Origin of the sequence: Stutzerimonas stutzeri (genome assembly GCF_024448955.1) — a bacterium.
GTDB classification, from domain to species: Bacteria; Pseudomonadota; Gammaproteobacteria; order Pseudomonadales; family Pseudomonadaceae; genus Stutzerimonas; species Stutzerimonas stutzeri_AQ.
Genome location: NZ_JAMOIH010000013.1, coordinates 123,941 through 145,541, shown reverse-complemented (window position 1 = coordinate 145,541; position 21,601 = coordinate 123,941). Strand labels below are relative to the sequence as shown.

Genomic DNA, 21,601 nt, shown 5'->3' with positions numbered 1-21,601 from the left:
AAAACAGGCCCGGCCCGAAGGGTTGCGCGTCAAATCTCGCCATGCGGCGTTGCGGGACTTGGCAAGGGAACAACCATTACCTGCATCCCGCGCCTTGCCTGGCGAGATTTGGCGCAGCAACGCGGCTTGCGACGAAACGGGAACAGACCCTCAAACCCTAGGGCTATACTGCGCCGCATGGGAATAAGACGGATCACTTGCTCATGAACTCGGCTGTCGACACAACAACACAAATCTCGCTTCCGCCAATGATCATCCAGCTTCTCGACAAGCTGGCGTTGCCTTACCGCACCTGTGAGGACCGCTCCGATCTGGACCCGGCTCGGCGCGTGCAGGCCATATTGGTCGACGACGCCATCGGCGCGTTGCTGGTGCTCTATCCCCGCGATCATTTGCTCGATCTGCCGAGGCTGGTGGAGCTGACCGGGCGCCAACTGGTCGCGGTCAAACCCGAGCGGTTGACCCGCATGCTGTCCAAGCACGATCTGCAGGTATTGCCTGGCCTGCCGCCGCTGACCAGTTCGCCCTGCCTGTACGAGGAACGATTGCTCGAGCAGCCGGAGCTGATGATCGAGTCGGGACAGCCCGGGTTGCTTCTGGCGTTGTCCAGCGGTGACTTCAAGCAGCTGCTCAGCAAGGCCAGCGCAGGCCGGTTCGCCGTCCCGCTGAGCGAGATCCAACCCAACCTCGACCGTCCTGAACAAGACAGCGCCGAAATCACCCAGGCGGTGCAGAGCTTCACAGCCCGGCGCATCCAGAAGCGCCTTGAAGAAACGATCGAAATTCCACCCTTGGCGCAAACGGCGCAAAAGATCATCAAACTGCGCGTCGATCCCGACGCCACGGTAGATGACATCACTGGCGTGGTCGAGACCGACCCCGCGCTGGCCGCGCAAGTAGTCAGCTGGGCCGCCTCGCCGTACTACGCCGCGCCCGGCAAGATCCGTTCGGTGGAAGATGCCATCGTGCGGGTGCTCGGCTTCGATCTGGTGATCAATCTGGCGCTGGGTCTGGCGCTGGGCAAGACCCTGAGCCTACCCAAGGATCAGCCGCAGCAGGCGACACCCTACTGGCAACAGGCGATTTACACCGCGGCGGTGATCGAAGGTCTGAACCGCGCGATTCCCCGCGTCCAGCGGCCGGAAGCGGGTATCAGCTACCTAGCCGGGCTGCTGCACAACTTCGGTTATCTGGTGCTGGCGCATGTGTTTCCGCCACATTTCTCGTTGATCTGCCGGCATCTGGAGGTCAACCCGCACCTGAGCCACAGCGTCATCGAAAAGCATTTGCTGGGCATCACCCGCGAGCAGATCGGCGCCTGGTTGATGCGCTACTGGGGCATGCCGGACGAGCTGTCCACTGCACTGCGCTTCCAGCACGACCCGCACTACCAGGGCGAGCATGCCGCCCATGCCAATTTGGTCTGTCTGGCGATACGCCTGTTGCGCAATCGCGGTATCGGCTCCGGCGCCTACAGCGAAATTCCACAAGAGCTGTTCGATCGCCTCGGCCTAAGTCGCGAGAAGGCCAACGATGTGGTGACCAAAGTATTGGATGCCGAAGTCGCCTTGCGCGCGCTGGCGATGCAGCTCCAGCCGCCGCATTGATCCAATGACAAGGCAGCACCGACCACGGTGCTGTCCTGGCGCTGCCATGCAACCAAGGCCTGTTTGGTTAATCAGCTGCACGCTGTCCTGCGCCAGGCGCTTCGGCACGTCAGCTTGTTCCTGCAACAAACGCCACAGATCCCCATAGGGTTGAGGCCGTCGCTAAGACTTCGCCGAGGTCACGCGCTTTTCGTAGGAGCGAGCTTGCTCGCGAACCAAGGGCAGTAGCATTGGGTTTATGAAGCGCTTCGCCAGCAAGGACTCGGCGTCCCCCTGGCTCCTACAGAAGTCGGCTTGTATAAAATTAGCCAAACAGTCCATTAACCGTTGGCGCGGAAGCTCGCCCGAGCATCCACCAAGCCGTCGCCGACCTGGCTGATACTCACCTCCACCAGACTTGCGCCTGCGGCCTGCAACTCGTCGAACCAGCGCAGCAGGCTGGCATAGGACGCGCCAGGCAGCGTCACTTGCAAGCTACCGTCATTACCGATGTCAAAGCTCTCGATGACCAGACCGCTCTGCTGGGCGCTCTGGGTTACCAGTCCTTGCAGCTGCTCCGGCGCCAGCGAGACCGGATTGCTGCGTGACATCTGCCGGGCCAGTTCGGTGTTCTGCTCCAGGTAGGCATGCAATTCACGCTCCTGCTGAAAATACGCTCGGGCGTCCTGCACCCGCTGTTGCGCTGGTTGCCAGAGCAACAGGTAGAACATCACTACCAACAGAAAAGAGCCGAGCAAGGTCAACGACAGGCGTTCGCGTGGCTGCAAGCGCTGCCAGCGCAACCACAGCGGCGACTCGGCCAGACGTACCTGCATCTGTTGTTTCAGGTTCATCCCCGACCTCCAATCACCACACGCGCACTGACGGCGTCGCCGTCACGGCTGGCCGAGCCCAGCTGGACAGGTTCGCCGGTCTGGCCCAAGCGCTGGCGCAGCTGTTCCAGCGCCGCGAAATCGCTGGCGCGGACCTGCAGGGCCAGATCGCCGCGGGCCTGGTTGTAATCCAACTGGCTGATAGACACCGGAACGCCCTCGGCCATGGCCAGCGCCACTTCGTTGAGCAGCCGCATGAATTCGGCCGAGGTACCGGAGCTCTGACCGATGTGCTCGTCGAACTGCGCGCGCAGGTTGACGATGCGCAGGTCCTCGGGAAACAGCTCGGTGTACAGCGCGCGGCTGGCGTCGGCGTAACGATCGGCCTGGCGCTCCAGCGACCAGGCCTGCGCCAGATTGAAGACCAGCTGCACCACGAGCACCAGCGCGAGCACGATCAGCGCCGGTTTCCATTGCCCCAGCCCGCTGCCTGCGGTCTGCATGGCGAAGTCGCCCTGCGCCAGGTTCAGCGCGGCAGCGCGACCTGAAGCGAGGAAGCGGTAGGGATCGTCCACGCGGATATAGTCGTCGAGCGGCTCGGGGACTTCGGCAAGGTTGCCATGCGCATGACGAGGTGCCGGGCATTGGGCCGCCAGATGCGGCCACTGATTGCTTTCGAATGCCAGCCTCGCCTCCGGCGCGCCGCCCAATAGCGCACGCTCGCCGATGAACAGCAGTTGGGTATCGTCACGGGGCAGCAGATCGGCATCGACGTGAATGGCGACGATGGTCAGCCCCAGCGCCCGCAGATCATCCAGCCAGTCGGCCAGCAGCTGCCGACGAATCGCGATGACCCGCCGGCGGCCGTCTTCCAGCGCATCGCCATGGGTCAGGTGCAGATCGTCGACATTCTCGGCCAGCAGTTCTTCGACCGCATAGGCCAGCGCCTGGCTGATCCAGCGTGCCTTGCGCGTCGGCAGATTGACCGCGAAATAGCTGCAGACCTCGGCCGGCAGCACCAGCGTCACCGCGGCCGGCGTCTGCTCGGCGCATCGGGCGAGCGGCATCCAGCCGCCTTCGCCGTCGCCCGGCAACCAGTAGACCTGGGTATCGCTGGCGAGCCGAGCGCCGCAGTCGGCGGGCAGAAACAGGCAATCCATCAGCTATCGCTCTCCATCGTTGGTTTGACGAGGCAGCCGTGGCGGCTGCCCCAGGTTGCGCTGAAGGACGCGGACATCGCCGTTTTCCTCGCGCCGCAGACGGCTCACCAGGGCCATCCGCCGATCGGCCAGCCGCACTTCGCTGGTGGCCTGGAAGTATTGACTCGCCACCGCCAGACGGATGCCCTCAAGTTGGACACCGCCAAGCGCCGGTTGCGCCGTGAAACTCGCAACATCACGAAACCCGCCAGCCTGCCGCACCTGGACCAGCGCCTCGGCGGCACTCAGGCTGAAGCTGTCGGCAAGGCTCGACAGCACCATGGCGCTGGCGGTATTGACGTTCAACGGGGTGTCGGCCGGCAGCGCGGTGACATAGGGCGCCAACCGCTGGAAGTCTTCGTCGCGCATATCGAGCAGCAAGCGCAGCTCGGACAAGTCCTCCATACGACTCCCGGCAGTGCGGTAGGGCGGGTCGAGCAGCAGATAGGCGTTGTCCTCCGCGCCCAGCTCGCCGCTGGGTTGCTGGTCGCTGTCCAGCCAGTCCAGTAGCCGCTCGGCATAGGGCTCGGTGATTTGCAGGCGCAGCAGCAGGCGACGGAACTGCGCCAGCGCCGCCGCATTCTGCTGTTGATCCTGTACCAGACTGTTGAGGTTGAAACGCCCGGCCAGATCCTCAATGCGGATCTGCACCTGACCCTGGCCTTCGTCGAGATCGTAGGCCGGCTGCGGCAAAGCCCAGGGTTCGAGCAGGTGGTCGACAGCCGACTGCCCGGCGCCATTGCCATTTTCGGTGCCATTATCGATTCCAGTGCCAGTCCCGGCGCTGGAGGCGCGCAGATCGCGGCGCAATATCGATTGCGCGAGCGCTTCGCCACCCAGCCCGTAATGCCAGGCCTGGCGCGCCTGCGCCTGGTTGGCGGTGCCGCGAATCGACAGCTGCTGGCGAGCGATCATGCCGGCGCAGACCACCGTGACGATGGCGACGACCAACAGCACGGTAATCAGCGCGACACCGCGCTGGGCTTTCATTGCATCTCTCCTTCGCCGCCCGGTTCGGGAACACCCTGGGAATCCGGCTGGATGAACTGCGGCGCCGGTGTTGGGCCATCGGGCAGGCGCAGCAGCCGGGTAATGGTGCCGTAACGCAGGTGCTCGAACGAGACCTCCACCGCAACCGGCAAGCGTCGCGCCTGCTCTTCCGGATTACCGCGGCCGAAGTCGAACGGCGGCCATTCCTCGTGCCAGCTGTTTTCAGCGTCGAGATAACGCAGGCGCAGCTCGGTGACATCGTCCAGCACCCGTTGCACGCGCGGTTCGCTGTCCAGATCACGGTCGAGCACGGTCCAGTAGAGCCGTTCCAGGCTGTCGCCACTGAGGCGCCAGCGAACCCGTTGAAGATTCGAGCGAAGCAGCCCGGTGGGATTGCGCCAACCGCTGCGGGTCAGTTCCAGGGCGGCGCCGCCCTCGAAGCTCGACAGTTGACCGATCAGGGAATTCTGCTCGTCACCGTAGCCATCGCGCACCGGTCGCGGCACGGCCTGTATCAGGTCCTGTTCGAGGCGCCACACGGCGCGACCAAGCTGGCGCAACTGGGTTTCCTGGGCGCGCACCACCTCATCGCTGCGCAACACGGCTTCGAGCATGCGATAGGTCGCCAGCCCCAGCAGCGCGAACAGCGCGATGGCGATCAACAGTTCAAGCAGAGTGAAGCCCGCTACGGCACGACGCATCACTGATCGACCCCGACAAAGCCGGTCAGGCTGGTGACGGCCCGACGCTCTATCGAAGCCGCGTTGCCGCGACGCGATTCGGCAGCTGCCACCCAGACGCGGATGCGCAACAACCCAGGCGTTCCGCTGGATTCCACTTCGCTGAGGGTCTGCCACTGGCGGCCAGCGAACTCCAGCGCCCAGTCTTCACGGCCAATGCTCGGGGCCGGCTGTTGCAGTTGCAATTCGGTGAGGCGGTTATCGGCGATCCAGCCCGCCAGTGTCAGCGCTTCCAGTCGTCCGGCATTGCTCACGCTACGCCCGGCGGCGGTCAATACCACGGCTGCGACGAGGGCGAAAATCGCCAGTGCAACCAGTACTTCCAGCAGGGTGAACCCCCACGCTCGCGGCAGGCCGTTGCTCATCGGCGCTCTTCCAGCGGTTCGGCGCGGGGCATGCGAAAGCCATCGCTGGACACAGTCCAGCCGGTACCGCCCGGTCTTTCGTCGGAGAAGGTCAGGGTGAAGGGCGAAAGCTCGCCGCTCGAGAGGATCAGCAATTGCGGCTGCACGCGCGGCGCGCTGCGGCGCTCACGATCCTCGTCATCGGACAGGCCGATAGGATCATCCTCACGCTTGACTGGTGCTACCAGCTTCAGCGGCGAGCCTTCGAGTTCGAGTTCCAGACGCATCCACTCCGGCGCCCGGTGCGCCTGGCCGTCGCCGGCATCGAGCCAGCGTGCTTCGGCCTCGTCGTAGTGCATCACCCGGTAACCGTCGCGGCTGAACAACAGCCCGTACTCGCGGCTGTCGAGCACGGCCTCGTCGGCCATCAGGCCGATCAGCGTCGCCAGGCGTTGCGCTTCGTCGCGAATCTCGCGCGATGAGTTGGTACCGCCGATCGAGAGCACCGCCAGCCCCACCAGGCCGCCCAGGATGACGATCACCACCAGCAACTCGATCAGCGTAAAGCCGCCCTCCCGGCGCGCTCGATGCATGGATCAGAGGTCCCAGTTACCGATGTCCGCGTTCAGCTCGGAGCCGCCCTGCTTGCCGTCGGCGCCGTAGGAATACAGGTCGAACTGGCCTTGGGTGCCCGGCGACAGATACTGGTAATCGTTGCCCCATGGATCCTTGGGCACGCGCTTGAGGTAGCCGTCGCGGTTCCAGTTCTTGGGCTGCGGATTGCCGCCGGGCTTTTCCACCAGCGCATCGAGGCCCTGCTGGGTGCTGGGATAGGAGTAGTTGTCCAGCTTGTACATGTCGAGGGCGGCGCCGATCGCCTTGATGTCGCCCTTGGCCACGGTCACCTTGGCCTGATCCGGACGGTTCATCACCTGTGGCACCACCAGCGCGGCGAGAATCCCGAGGATCACCACCACCACCATGATTTCGATGAGGGTAAAGCCCCTCTGCTTGCGTTCGTTCAACGTCATGCTCACTAGCCCACCAGTTGATTGAGAGAAAGGATCGGCAGCAGGATCGCCAGGACGATCACCAACACCACGGCCCCCATGAATACCAGCATGAAGGGTTCGAAAAGACCTACCAGCAACGAGATCTGCGCGGCCAGGTCGTTTTCCTGATTGCGCGCAGTGCGGGCGAGCATCTGATCGAGCTCACCGGATTTCTCGCCGCTGGCAATCATGTGCAGCATCATCGGCGGAAACTCGTTTGTCGCGTCCAGCGCGCGGGTCAGACTGCCGCCTTCACGCACGCGCTGCGCCGCCTCGATGACCTTGTCGCGGATACGCAGGTTGGCGATGACCGCCGCAGCAATGCCCAACGCATCCACCAACGGCACGCCGCTGCGGGTGAGGATCGCCAAAGTCGAGGCGAAACGCGCGGTGTTGGTCGCCCGCGCCAGTCGCCCGATCAGAGGAATGCGCAGGATCACGGCGTGCCAGCGGCGCTTGATCTTTTCATCGCGCAACGCCTGCCGCATGCCGATCGCGGCCACGACGATCCCCACGAACATCAGCCAGCCCCAGCGCTGCACCGCCTCGCTCACGGCGATCAGCCCGGTAGTCAGCGCCGGTAGTTCCTGCCCGGTGTTGACGAAGACCTTGACCACATCGGGCACCACGTAACCCAGCAGCAACACCACAATGGCCAGCGAGGCCACTAGCAGGATCACGGGATATAACAGTGCCAGCTGAATCTTCTGCCGCGACTGCTGGCGCTGGTCGGTGTAGTCGGCCAGTTGATCGAGCACCAGCCCCAGATGCCCGGCATGCTCGCCGGCCGCGACGGTGGCGCGGTACAGCTCGGGAAACGCCGACGGATATTCGCGCAGCGATCCCGCCAGGCTATGCCCTTCCATCACCCGGGCGCGGACCGCCAGCAACATCGACTTGATCTTCTGCGACGTCGATTGTGCCGCCGCCGCACGTAGCGCCTCTTCGATGGGCAGCGCAGCCTGGACCAGGGTGGCGAGCTGGCGTGTCACCAAGGCCAGGTCGCGAGCCGACAGCCCCCGACCGAAAGCGAACCCACCGCCACCGGTATCTTCCTTGGCCTTGGCCTGCTTGACCTCCAGCGGCGACCACTGTTTTTCACGCAACAGCTGACGCGCTTGGCGCGGGCTGTCGGCTTCAATCAGGCCTTTCTGCTCGCGACCGCGTGGGTCGAGCGCCAGGTACTCGAAGGCGGCCATCAGGCAGCATCTCCGGCAAGCCGGCTATCGGTTCCACATAAACCCGATCCGCTTGCATGCCTGTACGGCGCCTGCCGGTCAATGGCGTTCATCTCACTCCTCACGTGTCACGCGCAACACTTCTTCAATGGTGGTCACGCCTTCGCGCACCTTGCGCAGCCCGTCTTCGCGGATGCTCGGGCCCAGCCGACGCGCGTGACGAAGCATGTCCTGCTCGGCTACGCGGGTGTGGATCATGCTGCGCAGGGTGTCATCGAACATCACCAGCTCGTAGATGCCGGTCCGTCCACGGTAGCCCAGCTGCCGGCAGACGTCGCAACCCTCGGCGTGATACAGCGTCGGCGCCTCGCTCGGGTCGATACCGAACAGTGCGCATTCGGCTTCATCGGCGACATAGGCGCGTTTGCAGTCATTACACAGCACCCGTACGAGGCGCTGGGCCAGCACGCCGAGCAGCGACGAGGAAATCAGGAACGGCTCCACGCCCATGTCCACCAGTCGCGTCACCGCACCAATGGCGCTGTTGGTGTGCAGCGTGGAGAGCACCAGGTGACCGGTCAGCGAGGCCTGCACTGCCATGTCGGCGGTTTCCTGGTCACGGATTTCGCCAACCATCACCACGTCTGGGTCCTGACGCAGGATGGCGCGCAAACCACGGGCGAAGGTCATGTCGACCTTGGTGTTGACCTGGGTCTGGCCGATGCCTTCGAGGTTGTATTCGATCGGATCCTCGACGGTGAGGATGTTGCGCGTGCGGTCGTTGAGCGTGACCAGGCTAGCGTAAAGCGTGGTGGTTTTTCCCGAGCCGGTCGGGCCGGTGACGAGGATGATGCCGTGGGGCTTCTGCACCGCCTGCTCCATCACCCGCCGGTCCCGGTCGCTCATGCCCAGATGACGCAGGGTCAGCCGACCGGCCTGCTTGTCGAGCAGACGCAGCACCACCCGCTCGCCGTTGGCCGACGGCAGGGTCGAGACGCGGATGTCCACTTCGCGACCACCGACGCGCAAGGAAATCCGGCCGTCCTGGGGGATGCGCTTTTCAGCAATATCCAGCCGCGCCATGACCTTGATCCGCGACACCAGCAATGCCGCCAACTCGCGCTTGGGCTGCACCACTTCACGGAGAATGCCGTCGATGCGGAAGCGGATTACCAAGCGTTTCTCGAAGGTTTCGACGTGAATATCCGAGGCGTTTTCCTTGATCGCCTCGCCGAGGATGGCGTTGATCAGGCGAATGATCGGCGCATCGTCTTCCTGTTCGAGCAGGTCCTCGGTTTCCTGGATCTGATCGGCCAGGCTGTGCAGATCCATCTCGTCACCCAGCCCCTCGACCATCAGCATCGCCGCCGACGAGTCGTGCTGGTAGGCGGCACCGAGCGCCTGATCGAACGCTTCTGGCGTCAGCCATTGCATCGGCAATGGCCCACCGGCCACGCGCTGAGCTTCCTGAAGCGCAGTCAACGGCGCCCCCTCGCGCACGCATAAACGCAGGCCTTCGGGGCGGTCCAGCAGGATCACACCATGGCGCCGAGCGAAGGCGAAGGGCAGACGCGCGGGGAGCAGATTACCTTCGGCGGACGGGGGCAACATAGAAAATTTCCTGATTGGAGCTTGGGTAAAGTCGAGAATTCTGCTGAAAAAATTGCATGCTGTCCGATTCTCGATACCAACTGTGACAACACACACAGTCCGGGATTCTCGCCGAGCGGGTAGGGGAACTTCTGTTTAACCTCGCGCCGCCTAGAACGGGGCGTCCATGCCTCCTCGTCGCCAACGGAATCAGCGGAGTCAGCAGTGTCGTCCCGAGCGTTCGATAGATACCCACCGACCAATAGATGGCCCGCTCTGCGCTGGGCGGCACCGGTGGCTATCGCACTGGCAGCCATCGCCAGCTTCACCTGGCAGGCTCTCGAATTAAGGGACTGGCTGACGCAACCCGCCTTCGCTCCCGCTCCTGTCGCGATTCCCGAACGCCATTCTGTAGATATGAACCCGGCCATGGATCGCCTGTTCGGTGCAAAGAGCGAGGCTGCCCGCAACGAACAACGTTTACGGCTGCGCGCCAGCTTCGTGCATTCCGACCCGAGCCGCTCCAGTGCTTTGATCATTGTGGACAACGATCGCCCTCGACGCCTCCTTCAGGGAGACGAAGTAATGCCCGGGATGAGGCTGTCGGCCATTCACCATGATCACGTGCAGCTGGCGCATGCCGGTCAGCTGCAAAGCGTATGGCTGCGTCGCGTCCCGGGAGAGCAACGGCCATGAGCCTGACCAGGCGAACGAACAAGGTGCTGCTGACGTGGCTGATCGCCGCCAGCTGTCTGGCATCCATCTGCATTCCGTCGCCGGCCATTGCGGTAAATCCGGCTGCCGAAAGCAGCGAGGAGCGCTGGACGATCAATATGCGTGACACGGACATCCGTGACTTCATCGAGCAGGTTTCCAGCATCGGCGGCCAGACCTTTGTCGTCGATCCCAGGGTCAAGGGCCAGGTGACGGTGATCGCTCAAGAGCCTCTGAGTCTGGCCGAGCTTTATCAGCTGTTCCTCTCGGTGATGGCGACTCACGGTTTCGCTGTACTGCCACAGGGCGCGCAGACCGCCATCGTCCCCAACGCCGAGGCCAAGGCGGAAGCCGGCAGCGGCGGCAACCTGGAAACACGCGTGCTGCAGGTGCAGCATGGCTCGGTCGGCGAACTGGCGGCGCTGATCCGCCCGCTGGTTGCCGGTTACGGGCATCTCGCCGCTGTGCCTTCGGCCAATAGCCTGATCGTCAGCGACCGGCCGACCAATATCGCCCGCATCGAAGACGTCCTGCGTCAGCTCGATAGCCGCCAGCAGCGCGACTACAGCATCTACGAGCTGCGCCATATCTGGGTGCGCGATGCCGCGCAGGTGCTTGGCGATTCGTTGAAACACGGACAGACCGACGCCATCCAGGTGATCGCCGACCATCGCGCCAACCGGCTGATCCTGCTGGGACCGCCGCAAGCGCGTGCCCGGCTGTTGCAGCTCGTCCAGTCCCTTGACACGCCCGCCTCGCGCTCGTCGAACACCCGGGTGATCCGCCTGCGTTACGGCGATGCCAAGAACCTCGCCAACACGCTCGGCGAGCTGGCGACAAGCATGACCGAGCCGGATGCCAGCGGCAGCACGCGTCAGCGCCAGGTCATGATCCGTGCCGACGAAAGCCTCAATGCCCTGGTGATCCTCGCCGAACCGGACATGCTGGGCGAGCTTGAAAATCTGGTACGCCAGCTGGACGTACCGCGTGCGCAGGTCCTGGTGGAGGCGGCCATCATCGAAATGTCCGGCGACGTCAGCGAAGCCCTAGGCGTGCAGTGGGCCATCGACGGGCGGAACGGCGGCCTCGGCGGCGTCAACTTCAGCAACACCGGGCTTTCCATCGGCACCCTGCTCGGTGCCCTCGGCTCGGAAGACCCCAGCCGACTCGCCAGCGCGCTGCCCAACGGCGCCATCGTGGGTGTTGGCAACGACAACTTCGGCGCCTTGATCACGGCGCTCTCGTCCACCGGCAAGAGCAACCTGCTGTCCACGCCGACACTGCTAACGCTGGACAACCAGCCGGCGGAGATTCTGGTCGGCCAGAACGTGCCCTTCCAGACCGGCTCCTATACCACCACCAGCGACGGCGCCAGCAACCCCTTCACCACCATCGAGCGAGAGGACATCGGCGTCTCGCTGAAGATCACCCCTCACATCAACGATGGCTCCACCCTGCGCCTGGAGATCGAGCAGGAAATCTCGACCCTGGTAAATGCCCCCACCGGCATCCAGGTGTCGGACGTGATCACCAACAAGCGTTCCATCAAGAGCACCATCCTCGCCGACGATGGCCAGGTGATCGTGCTCGGTGGCCTGATCCAGGACGACGTCACCCAGAGCATGAGCAAGGTGCCGCTGCTCGGGGATATACCGCTGCTGGGCCGCCTGTTTCGCTCCACCCGCGACAGCCGGGTCAAGCGCAACCTGATGGTCTTCCTCCGCCCGAGCGTCACCCGCGATGGCGCCGGGCTGAGCAACCTCAGCCTGGGGAAATACCAGGAGATGCACGGACTCAGCCGGCGCGAAGCCTTCAGTGGCAGTTCGCTGCCCGATGATCCGCGCAGGCTCTTCGACCGAAGCGGCACGCAGCCAGAGCTGGACTTGCGCAGCCAGCCAGCACCGGATGAAGCCCCTCGGGCGCTTGCGATACCACCGCAACCGGCATTGCAACTGGCGCCACCCACGCCGGCAATCATCGACATCAAGCCCGCAGAAACCCACCAGAGCCACACCATCCAGCTGGTCGCTGGCAGCGATTCTGAGCGGATGCGAGCGCTGGTCGAACGCCATCCTGAACAGCCACTGCGGTTGCTCCAGGGCCAGAGGCAGGGCGGGCCATGGTATTCGTTGACCTATGGCGATTACCCAAGCAAAGAACTTGCGCGTCAGGCACTTGACACTATTCCGCCAGAACTGCCGCAAAACGGCGCCTTCATCGTCTCAAACAGCCAAGATGGCAGCTAAGTAGCAGAAAAGTCTGAAAATTTTGCGAGAAACGTCCGACAAAAAGTTGACGCATTGCTGAAAATGGATTTTTCCACTTCGCTTGTGTCTGCATGAAAAATCAACGCTTATTGCTATTGGCATTACTTTCCCTCTCCTTGTCTGGCTGTCTCGATGAAGGTGGCGGCAGCAAGAAACCGAACCACACCGAAACGCCCCCGGCTACCAGTACTCCTGAAGAGCCGCAGCCGGATGAGACGCTGCCGGAGCCGGAGAAGCCGCCCGTTGTACCGCCGCTCGATCCGCAACCCCAGCCGGGTGACGGAGATACCACAGTGCCTGCGCCCGGATTCCCCGAACCCACCGACGCGGTGCGCGAGGAAATCGACGCCGAGGGCTTCTACGACATAGACGCCAGTGGCAAGCCACGCGCCGTGCGCAACGACCTGAGCGGCAATCTGCCCGCCATGGTGCAGTTCGTCCAGAACCATTCGGTGGATCCTTCGGGCAATGCCGCGAAGAAGATGCCCATGCTCACCAGTGAGCGCGAAGCCCTGCTGCTGGTGACGCCCGATCCGGCCCAAGGCGAGGTCCAGAGCCTGACCTTGAGCCTGAGCGTCGACGGCCAGACCATGCCCGCCATCGCCCTGCGTCATCCCGACGAGCTGCCCGAGGCCGATCGCAACTCCAGCGACGCGCGCCCCGACGTGCGCTATTCACGGCGTGCCTGGTCCGCCGTGCTGCCCTGGGACTGGGTCAAGCCGGGGATGAGCCTGTCCATCGGCGACGATCGCGGTCGCAATGGCGTACTCGCGGGCGATGCCATCGACATTGCCGCACCGGCCGAACTGGTGGTCAACAACCTGCGCCTGGGCATGCTCACCGAGCCGCCGCGCAGCAACGGGCACTACATGCTGCTGGAGCCGGTCAGAGCCGGCACCGACTACTTCCAGACCGTGCCGCTTTCGCGGCTTACCGTGGCCAAGTACGACGAAGTGATCCTGTCCCGGGTGATGGTTTCCGATGGCACCATCTACGACACGGCCAGCGCCGGCGAGGGCGGCGTCTACGGCGGCGACATGCGCGAGAACACCGCCAAGTCCACCTTCAGTGTCGGCATCAACCTGGCCAACTGGGGCGTCACCAGCTCTAGCATGCAGAGCCAGCAGCAGCCGCAGGTCACCCAGACCGTGGTGGTGCACCATGCACGTGGTGTCTACCAGAACGGCCCGAGCAATCACGGCCTGAGCGGCGGCAATGGCATGCTCACGCTGCTCGACTCGGTGGGCAACGAATTCAGTCACGAGATCGGTCATCACTACGGACTGGGCCATTTTCCAGGGCAGAACGTCGAACCGAAAAACACCTGGGACCGCCACCACGCCGACAGCGGCTGGGGCTACATCGGCTATCGCAAGCGCATGCGCGCCAACCTAGATTGGGGCAACTTCAATCCCGAAAACCCCCTGCGCTACAAGGAGCTGTACAACTACAACCGTGACTCCATGTCCGGCGGCTGGGCCGGCGGCAGCCTGTCGCGCTATACCCATTACACCGGCTACAGCACCAGCCTGAAAATCCAGTCATCGCTCGACAAGGCCGTGTTCGCCGCCGACTCGCCCACCGGCTATCGCAAATGGAACGCCGCCACTGGGCAGATGGAGGACTTCCAGCCAAAAATGCCGACCTCCAATCAGGTCTGGTACAACAGTGCCGATGGCAATTTCCCCAAGCCTCGCCGCCAGGGCATCACCGTTTTCACCCTGCTCGGCGGCTACGACCCGGTGAACATGGTCGGCCTGCTGTACCCGCCGGCGCGTAGCAACTGGGGTAACGTATTCGACTTGCCACAACCCTCCGCCGACGCCACCGCAGCCCAATGCTGGCTGAGCGTCGACTACGCCGGCGGACGCAACCAGCGCATCGCCCTGGCCCCTAATCGCCTGCAAAGCAACGCCAACAAGCTGCACGTACACGTGGCCGCCGATGAGCAGCCGCAGCAGGCCAGCCTGTATTGCCAGGCAACCGGCGGGACGGCACAGGAGCTGCACCGCGTGGCTTTCCCGCAGGACCTGCCACCCATCGAGCCACCGGTGGTCATCGGCCGCGAAGCCGGCTACCAGGCGCTGCGCCGCCTCGAACTGCCCGAGTTTGAGCAGGCCCTGCTCAAACTACAGGACCAGGCGGTACCCACTCTCAGCGGCCAGGCCAACGTGCTCTACGACAGCTGGGCCGATCAGGCCGAGGGACTCTCCGCCCCGGCCCGCGCGCAACTGGAACGCTACCGCGATCTGCAGAACAAGGGCCTGCGCCTGAATCGCTGGTTGGACGCCTACCAGACGCAACTCCAGGCCGGCGATCAGGCGGCCGAACAGGCGCTGCTCGGCCTCATCGAACAACTGGGGCTGCGCAGCGAACCCCTGCTGCCGTCGGCACAACCTTTGACAGTGAACAACAATTGCCTCAGGGCCGAGAGCGTCGACGGCGTTACCAAGCCGGTCATCATCGCGGCGGCCCAATGCAGCGGCGGCGCCAGCGAGACCTGGCTGGTGGACGCCAACGGCCGCATTCGCAGCGCGCAGCAGCCTCAGCTGTGCCTGACCGACCGCGGTGGCAGCAACGAGGTCGGCCTGAGCGAATGCAGCATCGGCGCAGACGCCCAGGTCTGGAGCATCGCCGACCTGCCGCAGATCAAGCGCGGGACGCGTTGCCTGGACCTCAATAGTGGCTTCCTGACGGAAGGCCGCGGCACGCTCATCACCTACAACTGCACGGGCGGCGCCAACCAGCGCTGGCAAGGCATCAGCGCCAATGACAACCTGCTGCTGCCGCTGCTGCAGAACCGCAACCTGCAGCCGCTGCTGCGGCTGGCTGCCAAGCCCTGAGTGAACGGCCCGGTCGCCAGGCGACCGGGCCGACAACCAGATGCCATTCTTCCCTGCCTTTTTCCGTACCTCGGCGATGCTGGCGACGCTGCTGACCATGGTTGGCCCTGCAGTTGCCGACGCGACCTCGCAGCTGCAGCTCCTGGCTATCTTCGCCAGCTCCGATACTGCCCGCTCCTCTGCCCTGGTGAGTAATCAGGAACAGGAACCCATGGCCGCACGGATTGGCCAATTCCTACCAGGCGGTTTTCGGCTGCAGGCAATCGCTCATGACCGCGTTCTCTTGACACGCGATGGCCGTACATTCCATTTGACTCTTCACGGTCGCACGCAAAGCACGACGGAATCGCTGCCTCCGCCTTCGCAGACATCCTTCGCCGCGACGCCTCTCGAACCTGCCTCCACCCCTTACGCCGATGCGTGCAACGCTCTGGCGCGCTTCGACCAGGCACAACGCGAGGAACTGCAAAGCCTCGGCGTCTGCTTCAGGTAAGCGCAGCAACCGTCTCGAACGACCGGCGACTCCCAAGCACAACGGCATAGCAATGCAGTACGAAAGCACCATCGACGGGTTCAGCGGCAAGGTCCGACAATTTCGACGGCTGCGTTTTTCAGCGCAACGCTGACAGAACTTTTAATCGCAAGCCGTGCGAACACCGTCGCCTCCGCCCGGTCGAAGATGCCCGGCACCGATGACGAATACCGCGTCAATGGTGGGTCATTCATGATTCGCCCTTCCGCGCCGCCGCGCTACAACCTCATGTCAGCCGTAACGCCATGGGTGGCGCCGTCTGCAGCGGTGCACGACGAACTGATGGTCATGCATTGACCGTTACGTCAAAAGCAATCACTTATTTAAAACAGTTGTTTGATTTTCTCGGCGATAGCAGAATGCTGCGCCGCGGCAGGCCGGACCAGCAGTGCAGAGGCCCGTTAGCCGATACGAACGCCCGTCGCCATTTGCAGTGGCCGGACGAACAGACCACCAGCGGCCGATAGTCGGCATCCGAGCCGGGGCTGCTGGTTACGATCAAGCAGGAGAACAAGAACAATGCACATTGGTGTTCCTCTCGAAACCAGGCCCGGTGAAACGCGCGTCGCCGCGACACCGGAAACCGTCAAGAAGCTGATCGGCCAAGGGCATCAGGTCACTGTGCAGAGCGGTGCAGGCGTACAGGCCAGCATCCCGGACAGTGCCTTCGAAGCGGCAGGCGCAACCATCGCCGATGCCGCTGCGGCGTTCGCAGCAGAGATCCTGCTGAAGGTGAACGCACCGAACGAAACCGAACTGGCGCAGATGCAGCCCGGTACGGTATTGGTCGGCATGCTCAATCCCTTCGACAACGAAAACATTGCACGCATGGCTGAACGCGGCATCGCCGCCTTCGCCCTGGAAGCCGCGCCGCGTACCTCGCGCGCGCAAAGCCTCGACGTGCTCTCTTCCCAGGCCAACATCGCCGGCTACAAGGCCGTCATGGTGGCTGCCAACCAGTATCCGCGCTTCATGCCGATGCTGATGACCGCCGCCGGCACGGTGAAGGCCGCGCGGGTGCTGATCCTCGGCGCCGGTGTTGCCGGCCTGCAAGCCATCGCCACGGCCAAGCGCTTGGGTGCCGTCATCGAAGCCTCGGACGTTCGCCCGGCGGTCAAGGAGCAGATCGAGTCGCTTGGCGCCAAGTTCGTCGACGTGCCGTTTGAGACCGACGAAGAGCGTGAATGCGCCGAAGGCGTCGGCGGCTATGCCCGTCCAATGCCCGCGTCCTGGATGACACGTCAGGCCCAGGCCGTGCACGAGCGTGCCAAGCAGGCCGACATCATCATCACCACCGCACTGATTCCGGGTCGCAAGGCGCCGACGCTGCTGCAGGAAGAAACCGTGCAGCAGATGAAGCCCGGCTCGGTAGTGATCGACCTCGCCGCCTCCCAAGGCGGCAACTGTCCATTGACCGAAGCCGATCAGGTGGTGGTCAAGCACGGCGTGACCCTGGTTGGCTACACCAACCTGGCGACCCTCGTGCCGGCGGATGCTTCGGCGCTATACGCACGCAACCTGCTGGACTTCCTCAAGCTGGTAATCGATGGCGAAGCCCGGTTCCAGCTCAATCTTGAAGACGACATCGTCGCTGCGTGCCTGATGTGCCGTGACGGCCAAGTCGTGCGCACCAACGGTTAAGGGAGCCTGAACATGGACATGATTTCTGATGGCATCTACAACCTGATCATCTTCGTGCTGGCGATTTACGTCGGCTACCACGTGGTCTGGAACGTCACCCCCGCGCTGCACACGCCGCTGATGGCGGTCACCAACGCCATTTCGGCGATCGTCATCGTCGGCGCCATGCTCGCCGCCGCGCTGACCGTCACCCCGATGGGCAAGCTGATGGGCACCCTGGCCGTGACCCTGGCCGCGGTCAACGTCTTCGGTGGCTTCCTGGTCACCCGGCGCATGCTGGAGATGTTCAAGAAGAAGGAGCGCGCTGGCGCCAAGGTGGAGTCCAAGCCATGAGCATGAACCTGATCACCCTGCTCTACCTCATCGCTTCGGTGAGCTTCATCCAGGCCCTCAAAGGCCTGTCGCACCCGACCACCTCGCGGCGCGGCAACCTGTTCGGCATGATCGGCATGGGCATCGCCGTGGTCACCACAGTGTTCCTGGTGTTCAAGCTCGGCGCGCAGCTGGTCGAGAGCGCCAGCCCCTGGAGCGGCCTGGGCTTCATCGTCCTCGGCCTGCTGATCGGCGGCAGCATCGGCACGCTGATGGCCAAGCGCGTCGAAATGACCAAGATGCCCGAGCTGGTCGCCTTCATGCACAGCATGATCGGCCTGGCCGCGGTGTTCATCGCCATCGCCGCGGTGCTGGAGCCGCAATCGCTGGGCATCGTCCAGGCCATCGGCTACCCGATCCCGGCCGGTAACCGTCTGGAGCTGTTCCTCGGTGCAGCCATCGGCGCCATCACCTTCTCCGGTTCGGTGATCGCCTTCGGCAAGCTGTCGGGCAAATACAAGTTCCGCCTGTTCCAGGGCGCGCCGGTGGTATTCGCCAACCAGCACAAGATTAACCTCGCCGTCGGCGTGGCGATTCTGGTGCTGGGTCTGATCTACACCTTCAGCGGCAACTTCACCGCGTTCATGATCCTGGTGGCGCTGGCCTTCGTGATCGGCGTGCTGATCATCATCCCCATCGGCGGCGCCGACATGCCGGTGGTGGTCTCGATGCTCAACAGCTACTCGGGCTGGGCGGCGGCCGGTATCGGCTTCTCGCTGAACAACTCGATGCTGATCATCGCCGGCTCGCTGGTCGGTTCTTCGGGCGCAATCCTCTCCTACATCATGTGCAAGGCGATGAACCGCTCGTTCTTCAACGTCATCCTCGGCGGCTTTGGTGGCGACGCCGATGCCGGCCCGGCGACGGGGAGCAAAGAACAGCGTCCGGTCAAATCCGGCTCCAGCGATGATGCCGCCTTCCTCCTGTCGAACGCCGACACCGTGATCATCGTCCCTGGCTACGGCCTGGCGGTGGCACGCGCGCAGCACGCGCTGATGGAACTGGCCGAGAAGCTGACCCACATGGGCGTGACCGTGAAGTACGCGATTCACCCGGTCGCGGGCCGTATGCCCGGGCACATGAACGTGCTGCTGGCCGAGGCCGAAGTGCCGTACGAGATGGTGTACGAGATGGAAGACATCAACTCCGAGTTCGGCCAGGCTGACGTGGTGCTGGTGCTCGGCGCCAACGACGTGGTCAACCCGGCGGCGAAGAACGATCCCAAGTCACCCATCGCCGGCATGCCGATCCTCGAGGCGTACAAAGCCAAGACGGTCATCGTCAACAAGCGCTCCATGGCCAGCGGCTATGCGGGCCTCGACAACGAGCTGTTCTACATGGACAAGACCATGATGGTCTTCGGCGATGCCAAGAAGGTCGTCGAAGACATGGTCAAAGCCGTGGAATAAGCGATACCCGTAACACCAGAACCCCTCCCGGTTTCGCCGCGAGGGGTTTTGTTTTTTGAGCTGCGGCGGCAGTCAGAGCCCGAATACGGTCGCGAGGTGCTGCTCGTAGCGCTGGATGTCCGCTTCGATGGAAGGCCGCTTCATCACGTCGACGCAAAGGAAAGTCGGCAGGCCTGTCATGCCCAGGAACTCGTTGGCCTTGTGAAACGGGAAGTACACGGCATCGACGCCCTTGCCTTCGAAGAAATCGGTCGGATCGTCGAAGGCCTGCTGCGGCGCATTCCAGGTCGCAGAAATCATGTACTGCTTGCCCTGCAACAACCCACCGCTGCCGTACTTTTGCGACGCATCGGAGCGTGTGCGGCCGTCGTTGGCGTAGAGGCTGCCGTGGCCCTCGGTGAACACCTCGTCGAGGTACTTCTTCACTGTCCAGGGCGCGCCCATCCACCAACCAGGCATTTGATAAATGACTACGTCCGCCCAGAGGTACTTGGCGACCTCCTCTGCCAATTCATAGCCGGCATCGATCTGGGTTTGCTTGACGTCGTAGCCGGCACGGTCGAGAAAGCTCAACGCGGTTTCGTGAAGGGTCGCGTTGTAGCGGCCATCGGAGTGGGCGAACTGTTTTCCGCCATTGAGCAGCAATACGTTTTTCATCGGACAGACGACCTGATCAGTTACGAATGGCGAGCAGCCTAACGATTACTAACCCCGCGAAACAGAGCCTTTGAGACAAAAACGAATTGACTGAAAGTTAAGAATGCTTGGCCGGCTCATGCGGTAGCGTTTGCAACCAGCCACTGCCCTTACGGAGCCAAGAAAGTCATGAGCGACACCTGTGCCTTCATCCTCCACGCCTACACGCGACCGGACAAAGCCGACGAATTCGAAGCGCTTTTCCGCAGCTATGTTGCCCCGAGCCGGGCCGAAGACGGCTGTATCGAATACCACATGCTGCGCGATGGCGAAGACCCGACGCTGTTCATCTTCTATGAGGTCTGGCAATCGCCCGAGCATCTCCAGGCGCACAGTGCGCTGCCTCACATGCGTCGCTTCCACGAACAGCGCATGGATTTCCTGACTCGTGAGTTCGAGATCCGCCCGATCAAAATGATCAGCCCGTCATCCGCTACGGGCTGAACCAGGCCAAGCAGGTCTCGTTGCAAAGAACAGTTCCGCTGGATTAACAGCCGTACAGTTCGTTTGCATTTGCAACTGGACCGGCACAATCCAGAACGCCTGTGACTGTTACGCAACAGCGCGCCAGGCGACTCTATTTGCCTATAACCCATCCCCGCGAAACGGCGGGAAGGAGAGGCACATGGAGCGCGTACTGCCCCGCATGCTCACCCTCCGTATCGGCACGGCACCGCTACGCCGATTGTTGCAACTGTTGCGGCTCTGGCAGCAACGCGCGCGCACCCGGCGCCAACTGGCGGCGCTGGACGATCATCAACTGTCCGACGTCGGCATCAGTCACAGTGAGCGGATGGACGAGCTGAGTAAGCCGTTCTGGCGTTGACGCCACACTTCTCTGATGACGCCTAGCGGCATAAGCTGAACGGCATCGCCCGGCCACGGGTCGAAGTTGCTCAGCTCTGGAGAAGTGTATGAACAAATATCTATTGTCAGTTGCCGCCGCTGCCTGCCTGATCACGGGAACGGCCTTCGCCGGCAGCGTCACCGGGACCATCGACGCGATCGGCGCCTCGCTGGTCAACACTGTCGAAGGCACCTCCGACATCACCTCGAACCTGGGCGACGACAAGCTGGTACGCGACGCGCGGGACGATGCGGCCCGTTTCGTGGCAAGCAATGGCGAGGCACGTGGTGCTCAGCTGGAAGCCGCGCTAAAACACATCCGCAGTGAGCGACCGGGCATCGAAGCCAGCGACCTGCAGCTGGCCAGCGCCATTCTGGCGCTCTGACGTACAGTTTTATAGCAAGCGTGCGCTAGCCCTGGGGCTAGCGTTTCGCTAGCCTATGCGGCTGATTTTTCGGCATCAGGATCCGCATGCGTTCGCTTTACCTTGTATTGGTCAGCTGTTGCCTTTGTGGCAACGCACAGGCCTTCGATAGCCTTCTTGCTGGCAGTGTCGCTTCCACCTATGTCGCCAGCCAGGTAACCAGCGCCCCGTTCGACAACAAGCTGATCCTCGACTCCAAAGACGAAGCCGCGAGGTTCGTCGCCAGCGATGGCGAGAACCGCGGAGCGCGGCTGGAATCGGCGCTGCGTTGGCTGCGTGAAAACCACCCGCAGCTGGCTGCAAGCGACCTTGAACTGGCCGAGGCAATCCTCGTCCAATGACCC

The 21,601-nt window shown here is 63.3% G+C and carries 23 protein-coding genes; 12 read left to right on the top strand and 11 right to left on the bottom strand.

The features are described 5' to 3' along the window. The first annotated feature begins 203 nt into the window (after nucleotides 1–203). A complete protein-coding gene (locus NA645_RS15035) occupies nucleotides 204–1,607 on the top strand; it encodes an aminoacyl-tRNA deacylase and HDOD domain-containing protein (RefSeq protein ID WP_256049571.1) in 1,404 nt (467 codons plus the stop codon). A 320-nt stretch (nucleotides 1,608–1,927) separates the two neighbouring features. Here NA645_RS15035 and NA645_RS15030 read toward each other — a convergent pair whose 3' ends face one another. The 9 genes from NA645_RS15030 to gspE all read right to left on the bottom strand — a co-directional run bounded on the left by NA645_RS15030 (nucleotide 1,928) and on the right by gspE (nucleotide 9,533). Then, nucleotides 1,928–2,440, bottom strand: a complete 513-nt coding sequence (locus NA645_RS15030; protein WP_256049570.1) for a type II secretion system protein M — start codon at nucleotides 2,438–2,440, stop codon at nucleotides 1,928–1,930. After that, a complete protein-coding gene (gene gspL, locus NA645_RS15025; protein WP_256049569.1) occupies nucleotides 2,437–3,579 on the bottom strand; it encodes a type II secretion system protein GspL in 1,143 nt (380 codons plus the stop codon). The genes NA645_RS15030 and gspL overlap by 4 nt, the downstream gene beginning before the upstream one ends. 3 nt (nucleotides 3,580–3,582) lie before the next feature. After that, nucleotides 3,583–4,608: a type II secretion system minor pseudopilin GspK gene (gene gspK, locus NA645_RS15020; protein WP_256049568.1), complete on the bottom strand. Its 1,026-nt coding sequence runs from the start codon at nucleotides 4,606–4,608 to the stop codon at nucleotides 3,583–3,585. Continuing rightward, nucleotides 4,605–5,309, bottom strand: a complete 705-nt coding sequence (gspJ, locus tag NA645_RS15015) for a type II secretion system minor pseudopilin GspJ (RefSeq protein WP_256049567.1) — start codon at nucleotides 5,307–5,309, stop codon at nucleotides 4,605–4,607. Before gspJ ends, gspK begins: the two co-directional genes overlap by 4 nt. Then, nucleotides 5,309–5,713, bottom strand: coding sequence for a type II secretion system minor pseudopilin GspI (gene gspI / locus NA645_RS15010; protein ID WP_272892085.1), 405 nt, complete (start codon nucleotides 5,711–5,713; stop codon nucleotides 5,309–5,311). The genes gspJ and gspI overlap by 1 nt, the downstream gene beginning before the upstream one ends. Then, the gene (gspH, locus tag NA645_RS15005) at nucleotides 5,710–6,285 is read right to left on the bottom strand and encodes a type II secretion system minor pseudopilin GspH (RefSeq protein WP_256049566.1); all 576 of its coding nucleotides are present in this window, start codon (nucleotides 6,283–6,285) and stop codon (nucleotides 5,710–5,712) included. Before gspH ends, gspI begins: the two co-directional genes overlap by 4 nt. A 3-nt stretch (nucleotides 6,286–6,288) precedes the next feature. Then, a complete protein-coding gene (gene gspG / locus NA645_RS15000) occupies nucleotides 6,289–6,723 on the bottom strand; it encodes a type II secretion system major pseudopilin GspG (protein ID WP_256049565.1) in 435 nt (144 codons plus the stop codon). 5 nt (nucleotides 6,724–6,728) lie between these two features. Then, nucleotides 6,729–7,943 carry a GspF family T2SS innner membrane protein variant XcpS gene (xcpS, locus tag NA645_RS14995; RefSeq protein WP_256049564.1) on the bottom strand — a complete coding sequence of 405 codons (1,215 nt, stop codon included), beginning with the start codon at nucleotides 7,941–7,943 and terminating at the stop codon, nucleotides 6,729–6,731. Between the two features lie 93 nt (nucleotides 7,944–8,036). After that, entirely contained in the window at nucleotides 8,037–9,533 is a 1,497-nt protein-coding gene (gene gspE / locus NA645_RS14990; protein ID WP_181099294.1) for a type II secretion system ATPase GspE, read from the bottom strand. Between the two features lie 273 nt (nucleotides 9,534–9,806). Between gspE and NA645_RS14985 the strand changes: the two genes are divergently transcribed. The 4 genes from NA645_RS14985 to NA645_RS14970 all read left to right on the top strand — a co-directional run bounded on the left by NA645_RS14985 (nucleotide 9,807) and on the right by NA645_RS14970 (nucleotide 15,829). Then, entirely contained in the window at nucleotides 9,807–10,208 is a 402-nt protein-coding gene (locus tag NA645_RS14985) for a type II secretion system protein N (protein WP_256049563.1), read from the top strand. After that, nucleotides 10,205–12,472, top strand: coding sequence for a type II secretion system secretin GspD (gene gspD, locus NA645_RS14980; protein ID WP_336605268.1), 2,268 nt, complete (start codon nucleotides 10,205–10,207; stop codon nucleotides 12,470–12,472). The genes NA645_RS14985 and gspD overlap by 4 nt, the downstream gene beginning before the upstream one ends. Nucleotides 12,473–12,564: 92 nt before the next feature. Then, the gene (locus tag NA645_RS14975) at nucleotides 12,565–15,336 is read left to right on the top strand and encodes a M66 family metalloprotease (protein ID WP_256049562.1); all 2,772 of its coding nucleotides are present in this window, start codon (nucleotides 12,565–12,567) and stop codon (nucleotides 15,334–15,336) included. Between the two features lie 76 nt (nucleotides 15,337–15,412). Beyond that, nucleotides 15,413–15,829 (top strand): type II secretion system protein N, encoded by a 417-nt coding sequence (locus NA645_RS14970; protein WP_256049561.1) that lies wholly within the window; start codon nucleotides 15,413–15,415, stop codon nucleotides 15,827–15,829. Nucleotides 15,830–15,909: 80 nt separating this feature from the next. Here NA645_RS14970 and NA645_RS14965 read toward each other — a convergent pair whose 3' ends face one another. Then, complete coding sequence (locus NA645_RS14965; RefSeq protein ID WP_256049560.1) at nucleotides 15,910–16,062, bottom strand: hypothetical protein; 153 nt, start codon at nucleotides 16,060–16,062, stop codon at nucleotides 15,910–15,912. Nucleotides 16,063–16,387: 325 nt separating this feature from the next. On the opposite strand from NA645_RS14965, the gene NA645_RS14960 reads away from it, so the two are divergent. From NA645_RS14960 to NA645_RS14950, 3 genes are read left to right on the top strand one after another with little or no spacing between them, the layout of a single operon-like run. Next, nucleotides 16,388–17,509 (top strand): Re/Si-specific NAD(P)(+) transhydrogenase subunit alpha, encoded by a 1,122-nt coding sequence (locus NA645_RS14960; protein ID WP_256049559.1) that lies wholly within the window; start codon nucleotides 16,388–16,390, stop codon nucleotides 17,507–17,509. Between the two features lie 12 nt (nucleotides 17,510–17,521). Next, the gene (locus NA645_RS14955) at nucleotides 17,522–17,842 is read left to right on the top strand and encodes an NAD(P) transhydrogenase subunit alpha (RefSeq protein WP_256049558.1); all 321 of its coding nucleotides are present in this window, start codon (nucleotides 17,522–17,524) and stop codon (nucleotides 17,840–17,842) included. Then, nucleotides 17,839–19,290 carry an NAD(P)(+) transhydrogenase (Re/Si-specific) subunit beta gene (locus NA645_RS14950; protein WP_256049557.1) on the top strand — a complete coding sequence of 484 codons (1,452 nt, stop codon included), beginning with the start codon at nucleotides 17,839–17,841 and terminating at the stop codon, nucleotides 19,288–19,290. Before NA645_RS14955 ends, NA645_RS14950 begins: the two co-directional genes overlap by 4 nt. Nucleotides 19,291–19,362: 72 nt before the next feature. Here NA645_RS14950 and NA645_RS14945 read toward each other — a convergent pair whose 3' ends face one another. Further along, nucleotides 19,363–19,947: an NAD(P)H-dependent oxidoreductase gene (locus tag NA645_RS14945; RefSeq protein WP_256049556.1), complete on the bottom strand. Its 585-nt coding sequence runs from the start codon at nucleotides 19,945–19,947 to the stop codon at nucleotides 19,363–19,365. A 168-nt stretch (nucleotides 19,948–20,115) separates the two neighbouring features. Between NA645_RS14945 and NA645_RS14940 the strand changes: the two genes are divergently transcribed. From NA645_RS14940 to NA645_RS14925, 4 genes are all read left to right on the top strand, one after another. Next, the gene (locus tag NA645_RS14940) at nucleotides 20,116–20,430 is read left to right on the top strand and encodes a putative quinol monooxygenase (RefSeq protein ID WP_256049555.1); all 315 of its coding nucleotides are present in this window, start codon (nucleotides 20,116–20,118) and stop codon (nucleotides 20,428–20,430) included. Nucleotides 20,431–20,611: 181 nt separating this feature from the next. After that, a complete protein-coding gene (locus NA645_RS14935) occupies nucleotides 20,612–20,812 on the top strand; it encodes a DUF1127 domain-containing protein (protein WP_256049554.1) in 201 nt (66 codons plus the stop codon). 88 nt (nucleotides 20,813–20,900) lie between these two features. Next, nucleotides 20,901–21,218, top strand: a complete 318-nt coding sequence (locus NA645_RS14930; protein WP_256049553.1) for a DUF2388 domain-containing protein — start codon at nucleotides 20,901–20,903, stop codon at nucleotides 21,216–21,218. Nucleotides 21,219–21,304: 86 nt separating this feature from the next. Beyond that, a complete protein-coding gene (locus NA645_RS14925; RefSeq protein WP_256049552.1) occupies nucleotides 21,305–21,598 on the top strand; it encodes a DUF2388 domain-containing protein in 294 nt (97 codons plus the stop codon). Nucleotides 21,599–21,601: the final 3 nt, after the last annotated feature.

Excerpts from the sequence above, each read along its gene's own strand:
- NA645_RS14940 (WP_256049555.1), top strand. The coding sequence starts at position 20,116 with ATGAGCGACACCTGTGCCTTCATCCTCCACGCCTACACGCGACCGGAC.
- NA645_RS14970 (WP_256049561.1), top strand. The coding sequence starts at position 15,413 with ATGCTGGCGACGCTGCTGACCATGGTTGGCCCTGCAGTTGCCGACGCG.
- NA645_RS14960 (WP_256049559.1), top strand. The coding sequence starts at position 16,388 with ATGCACATTGGTGTTCCTCTCGAAACCAGGCCCGGTGAAACGCGCGTC.
- NA645_RS14965 (WP_256049560.1), bottom strand. The coding sequence starts at position 16,062 with ATGAATGACCCACCATTGACGCGGTATTCGTCATCGGTGCCGGGCATC.
- gspE (WP_181099294.1), bottom strand. The coding sequence starts at position 9,533 with ATGTTGCCCCCGTCCGCCGAAGGTAATCTGCTCCCCGCGCGTCTGCCC.
- gspK (WP_256049568.1), bottom strand. The coding sequence starts at position 4,608 with ATGAAAGCCCAGCGCGGTGTCGCGCTGATTACCGTGCTGTTGGTCGTC.
- NA645_RS15030 (WP_256049570.1), bottom strand. The coding sequence starts at position 2,440 with ATGAACCTGAAACAACAGATGCAGGTACGTCTGGCCGAGTCGCCGCTG.
- xcpS (WP_256049564.1), bottom strand. The coding sequence starts at position 7,943 with ATGGCCGCCTTCGAGTACCTGGCGCTCGACCCACGCGGTCGCGAGCAG.
- gspL (WP_256049569.1), bottom strand. The coding sequence starts at position 3,579 with ATGGATTGCCTGTTTCTGCCCGCCGACTGCGGCGCTCGGCTCGCCAGC.
- gspJ (WP_256049567.1), bottom strand. The coding sequence starts at position 5,309 with ATGCGTCGTGCCGTAGCGGGCTTCACTCTGCTTGAACTGTTGATCGCC.
- NA645_RS14955 (WP_256049558.1), top strand. The coding sequence starts at position 17,522 with ATGGACATGATTTCTGATGGCATCTACAACCTGATCATCTTCGTGCTG.
- gspI (WP_272892085.1), bottom strand. The coding sequence starts at position 5,713 with ATGAGCAACGGCCTGCCGCGAGCGTGGGGGTTCACCCTGCTGGAAGTA.
- gspG (WP_256049565.1), bottom strand. The coding sequence starts at position 6,723 with ATGACGTTGAACGAACGCAAGCAGAGGGGCTTTACCCTCATCGAAATC.
- gspD (WP_336605268.1), top strand. The coding sequence starts at position 10,205 with ATGAGCCTGACCAGGCGAACGAACAAGGTGCTGCTGACGTGGCTGATC.
- NA645_RS15035 (WP_256049571.1), top strand. The coding sequence starts at position 204 with ATGAACTCGGCTGTCGACACAACAACACAAATCTCGCTTCCGCCAATG.
- NA645_RS14925 (WP_256049552.1), top strand. The coding sequence starts at position 21,305 with ATGCGTTCGCTTTACCTTGTATTGGTCAGCTGTTGCCTTTGTGGCAAC.
- NA645_RS14950 (WP_256049557.1), top strand. The coding sequence starts at position 17,839 with ATGAGCATGAACCTGATCACCCTGCTCTACCTCATCGCTTCGGTGAGC.
- NA645_RS14975 (WP_256049562.1), top strand. The coding sequence starts at position 12,565 with ATGAAAAATCAACGCTTATTGCTATTGGCATTACTTTCCCTCTCCTTG.
- NA645_RS14935 (WP_256049554.1), top strand. The coding sequence starts at position 20,612 with ATGGAGCGCGTACTGCCCCGCATGCTCACCCTCCGTATCGGCACGGCA.
- NA645_RS14945 (WP_256049556.1), bottom strand. The coding sequence starts at position 19,947 with ATGAAAAACGTATTGCTGCTCAATGGCGGAAAACAGTTCGCCCACTCC.
- NA645_RS14930 (WP_256049553.1), top strand. The coding sequence starts at position 20,901 with ATGAACAAATATCTATTGTCAGTTGCCGCCGCTGCCTGCCTGATCACG.
- gspH (WP_256049566.1), bottom strand. The coding sequence starts at position 6,285 with ATGCATCGAGCGCGCCGGGAGGGCGGCTTTACGCTGATCGAGTTGCTG.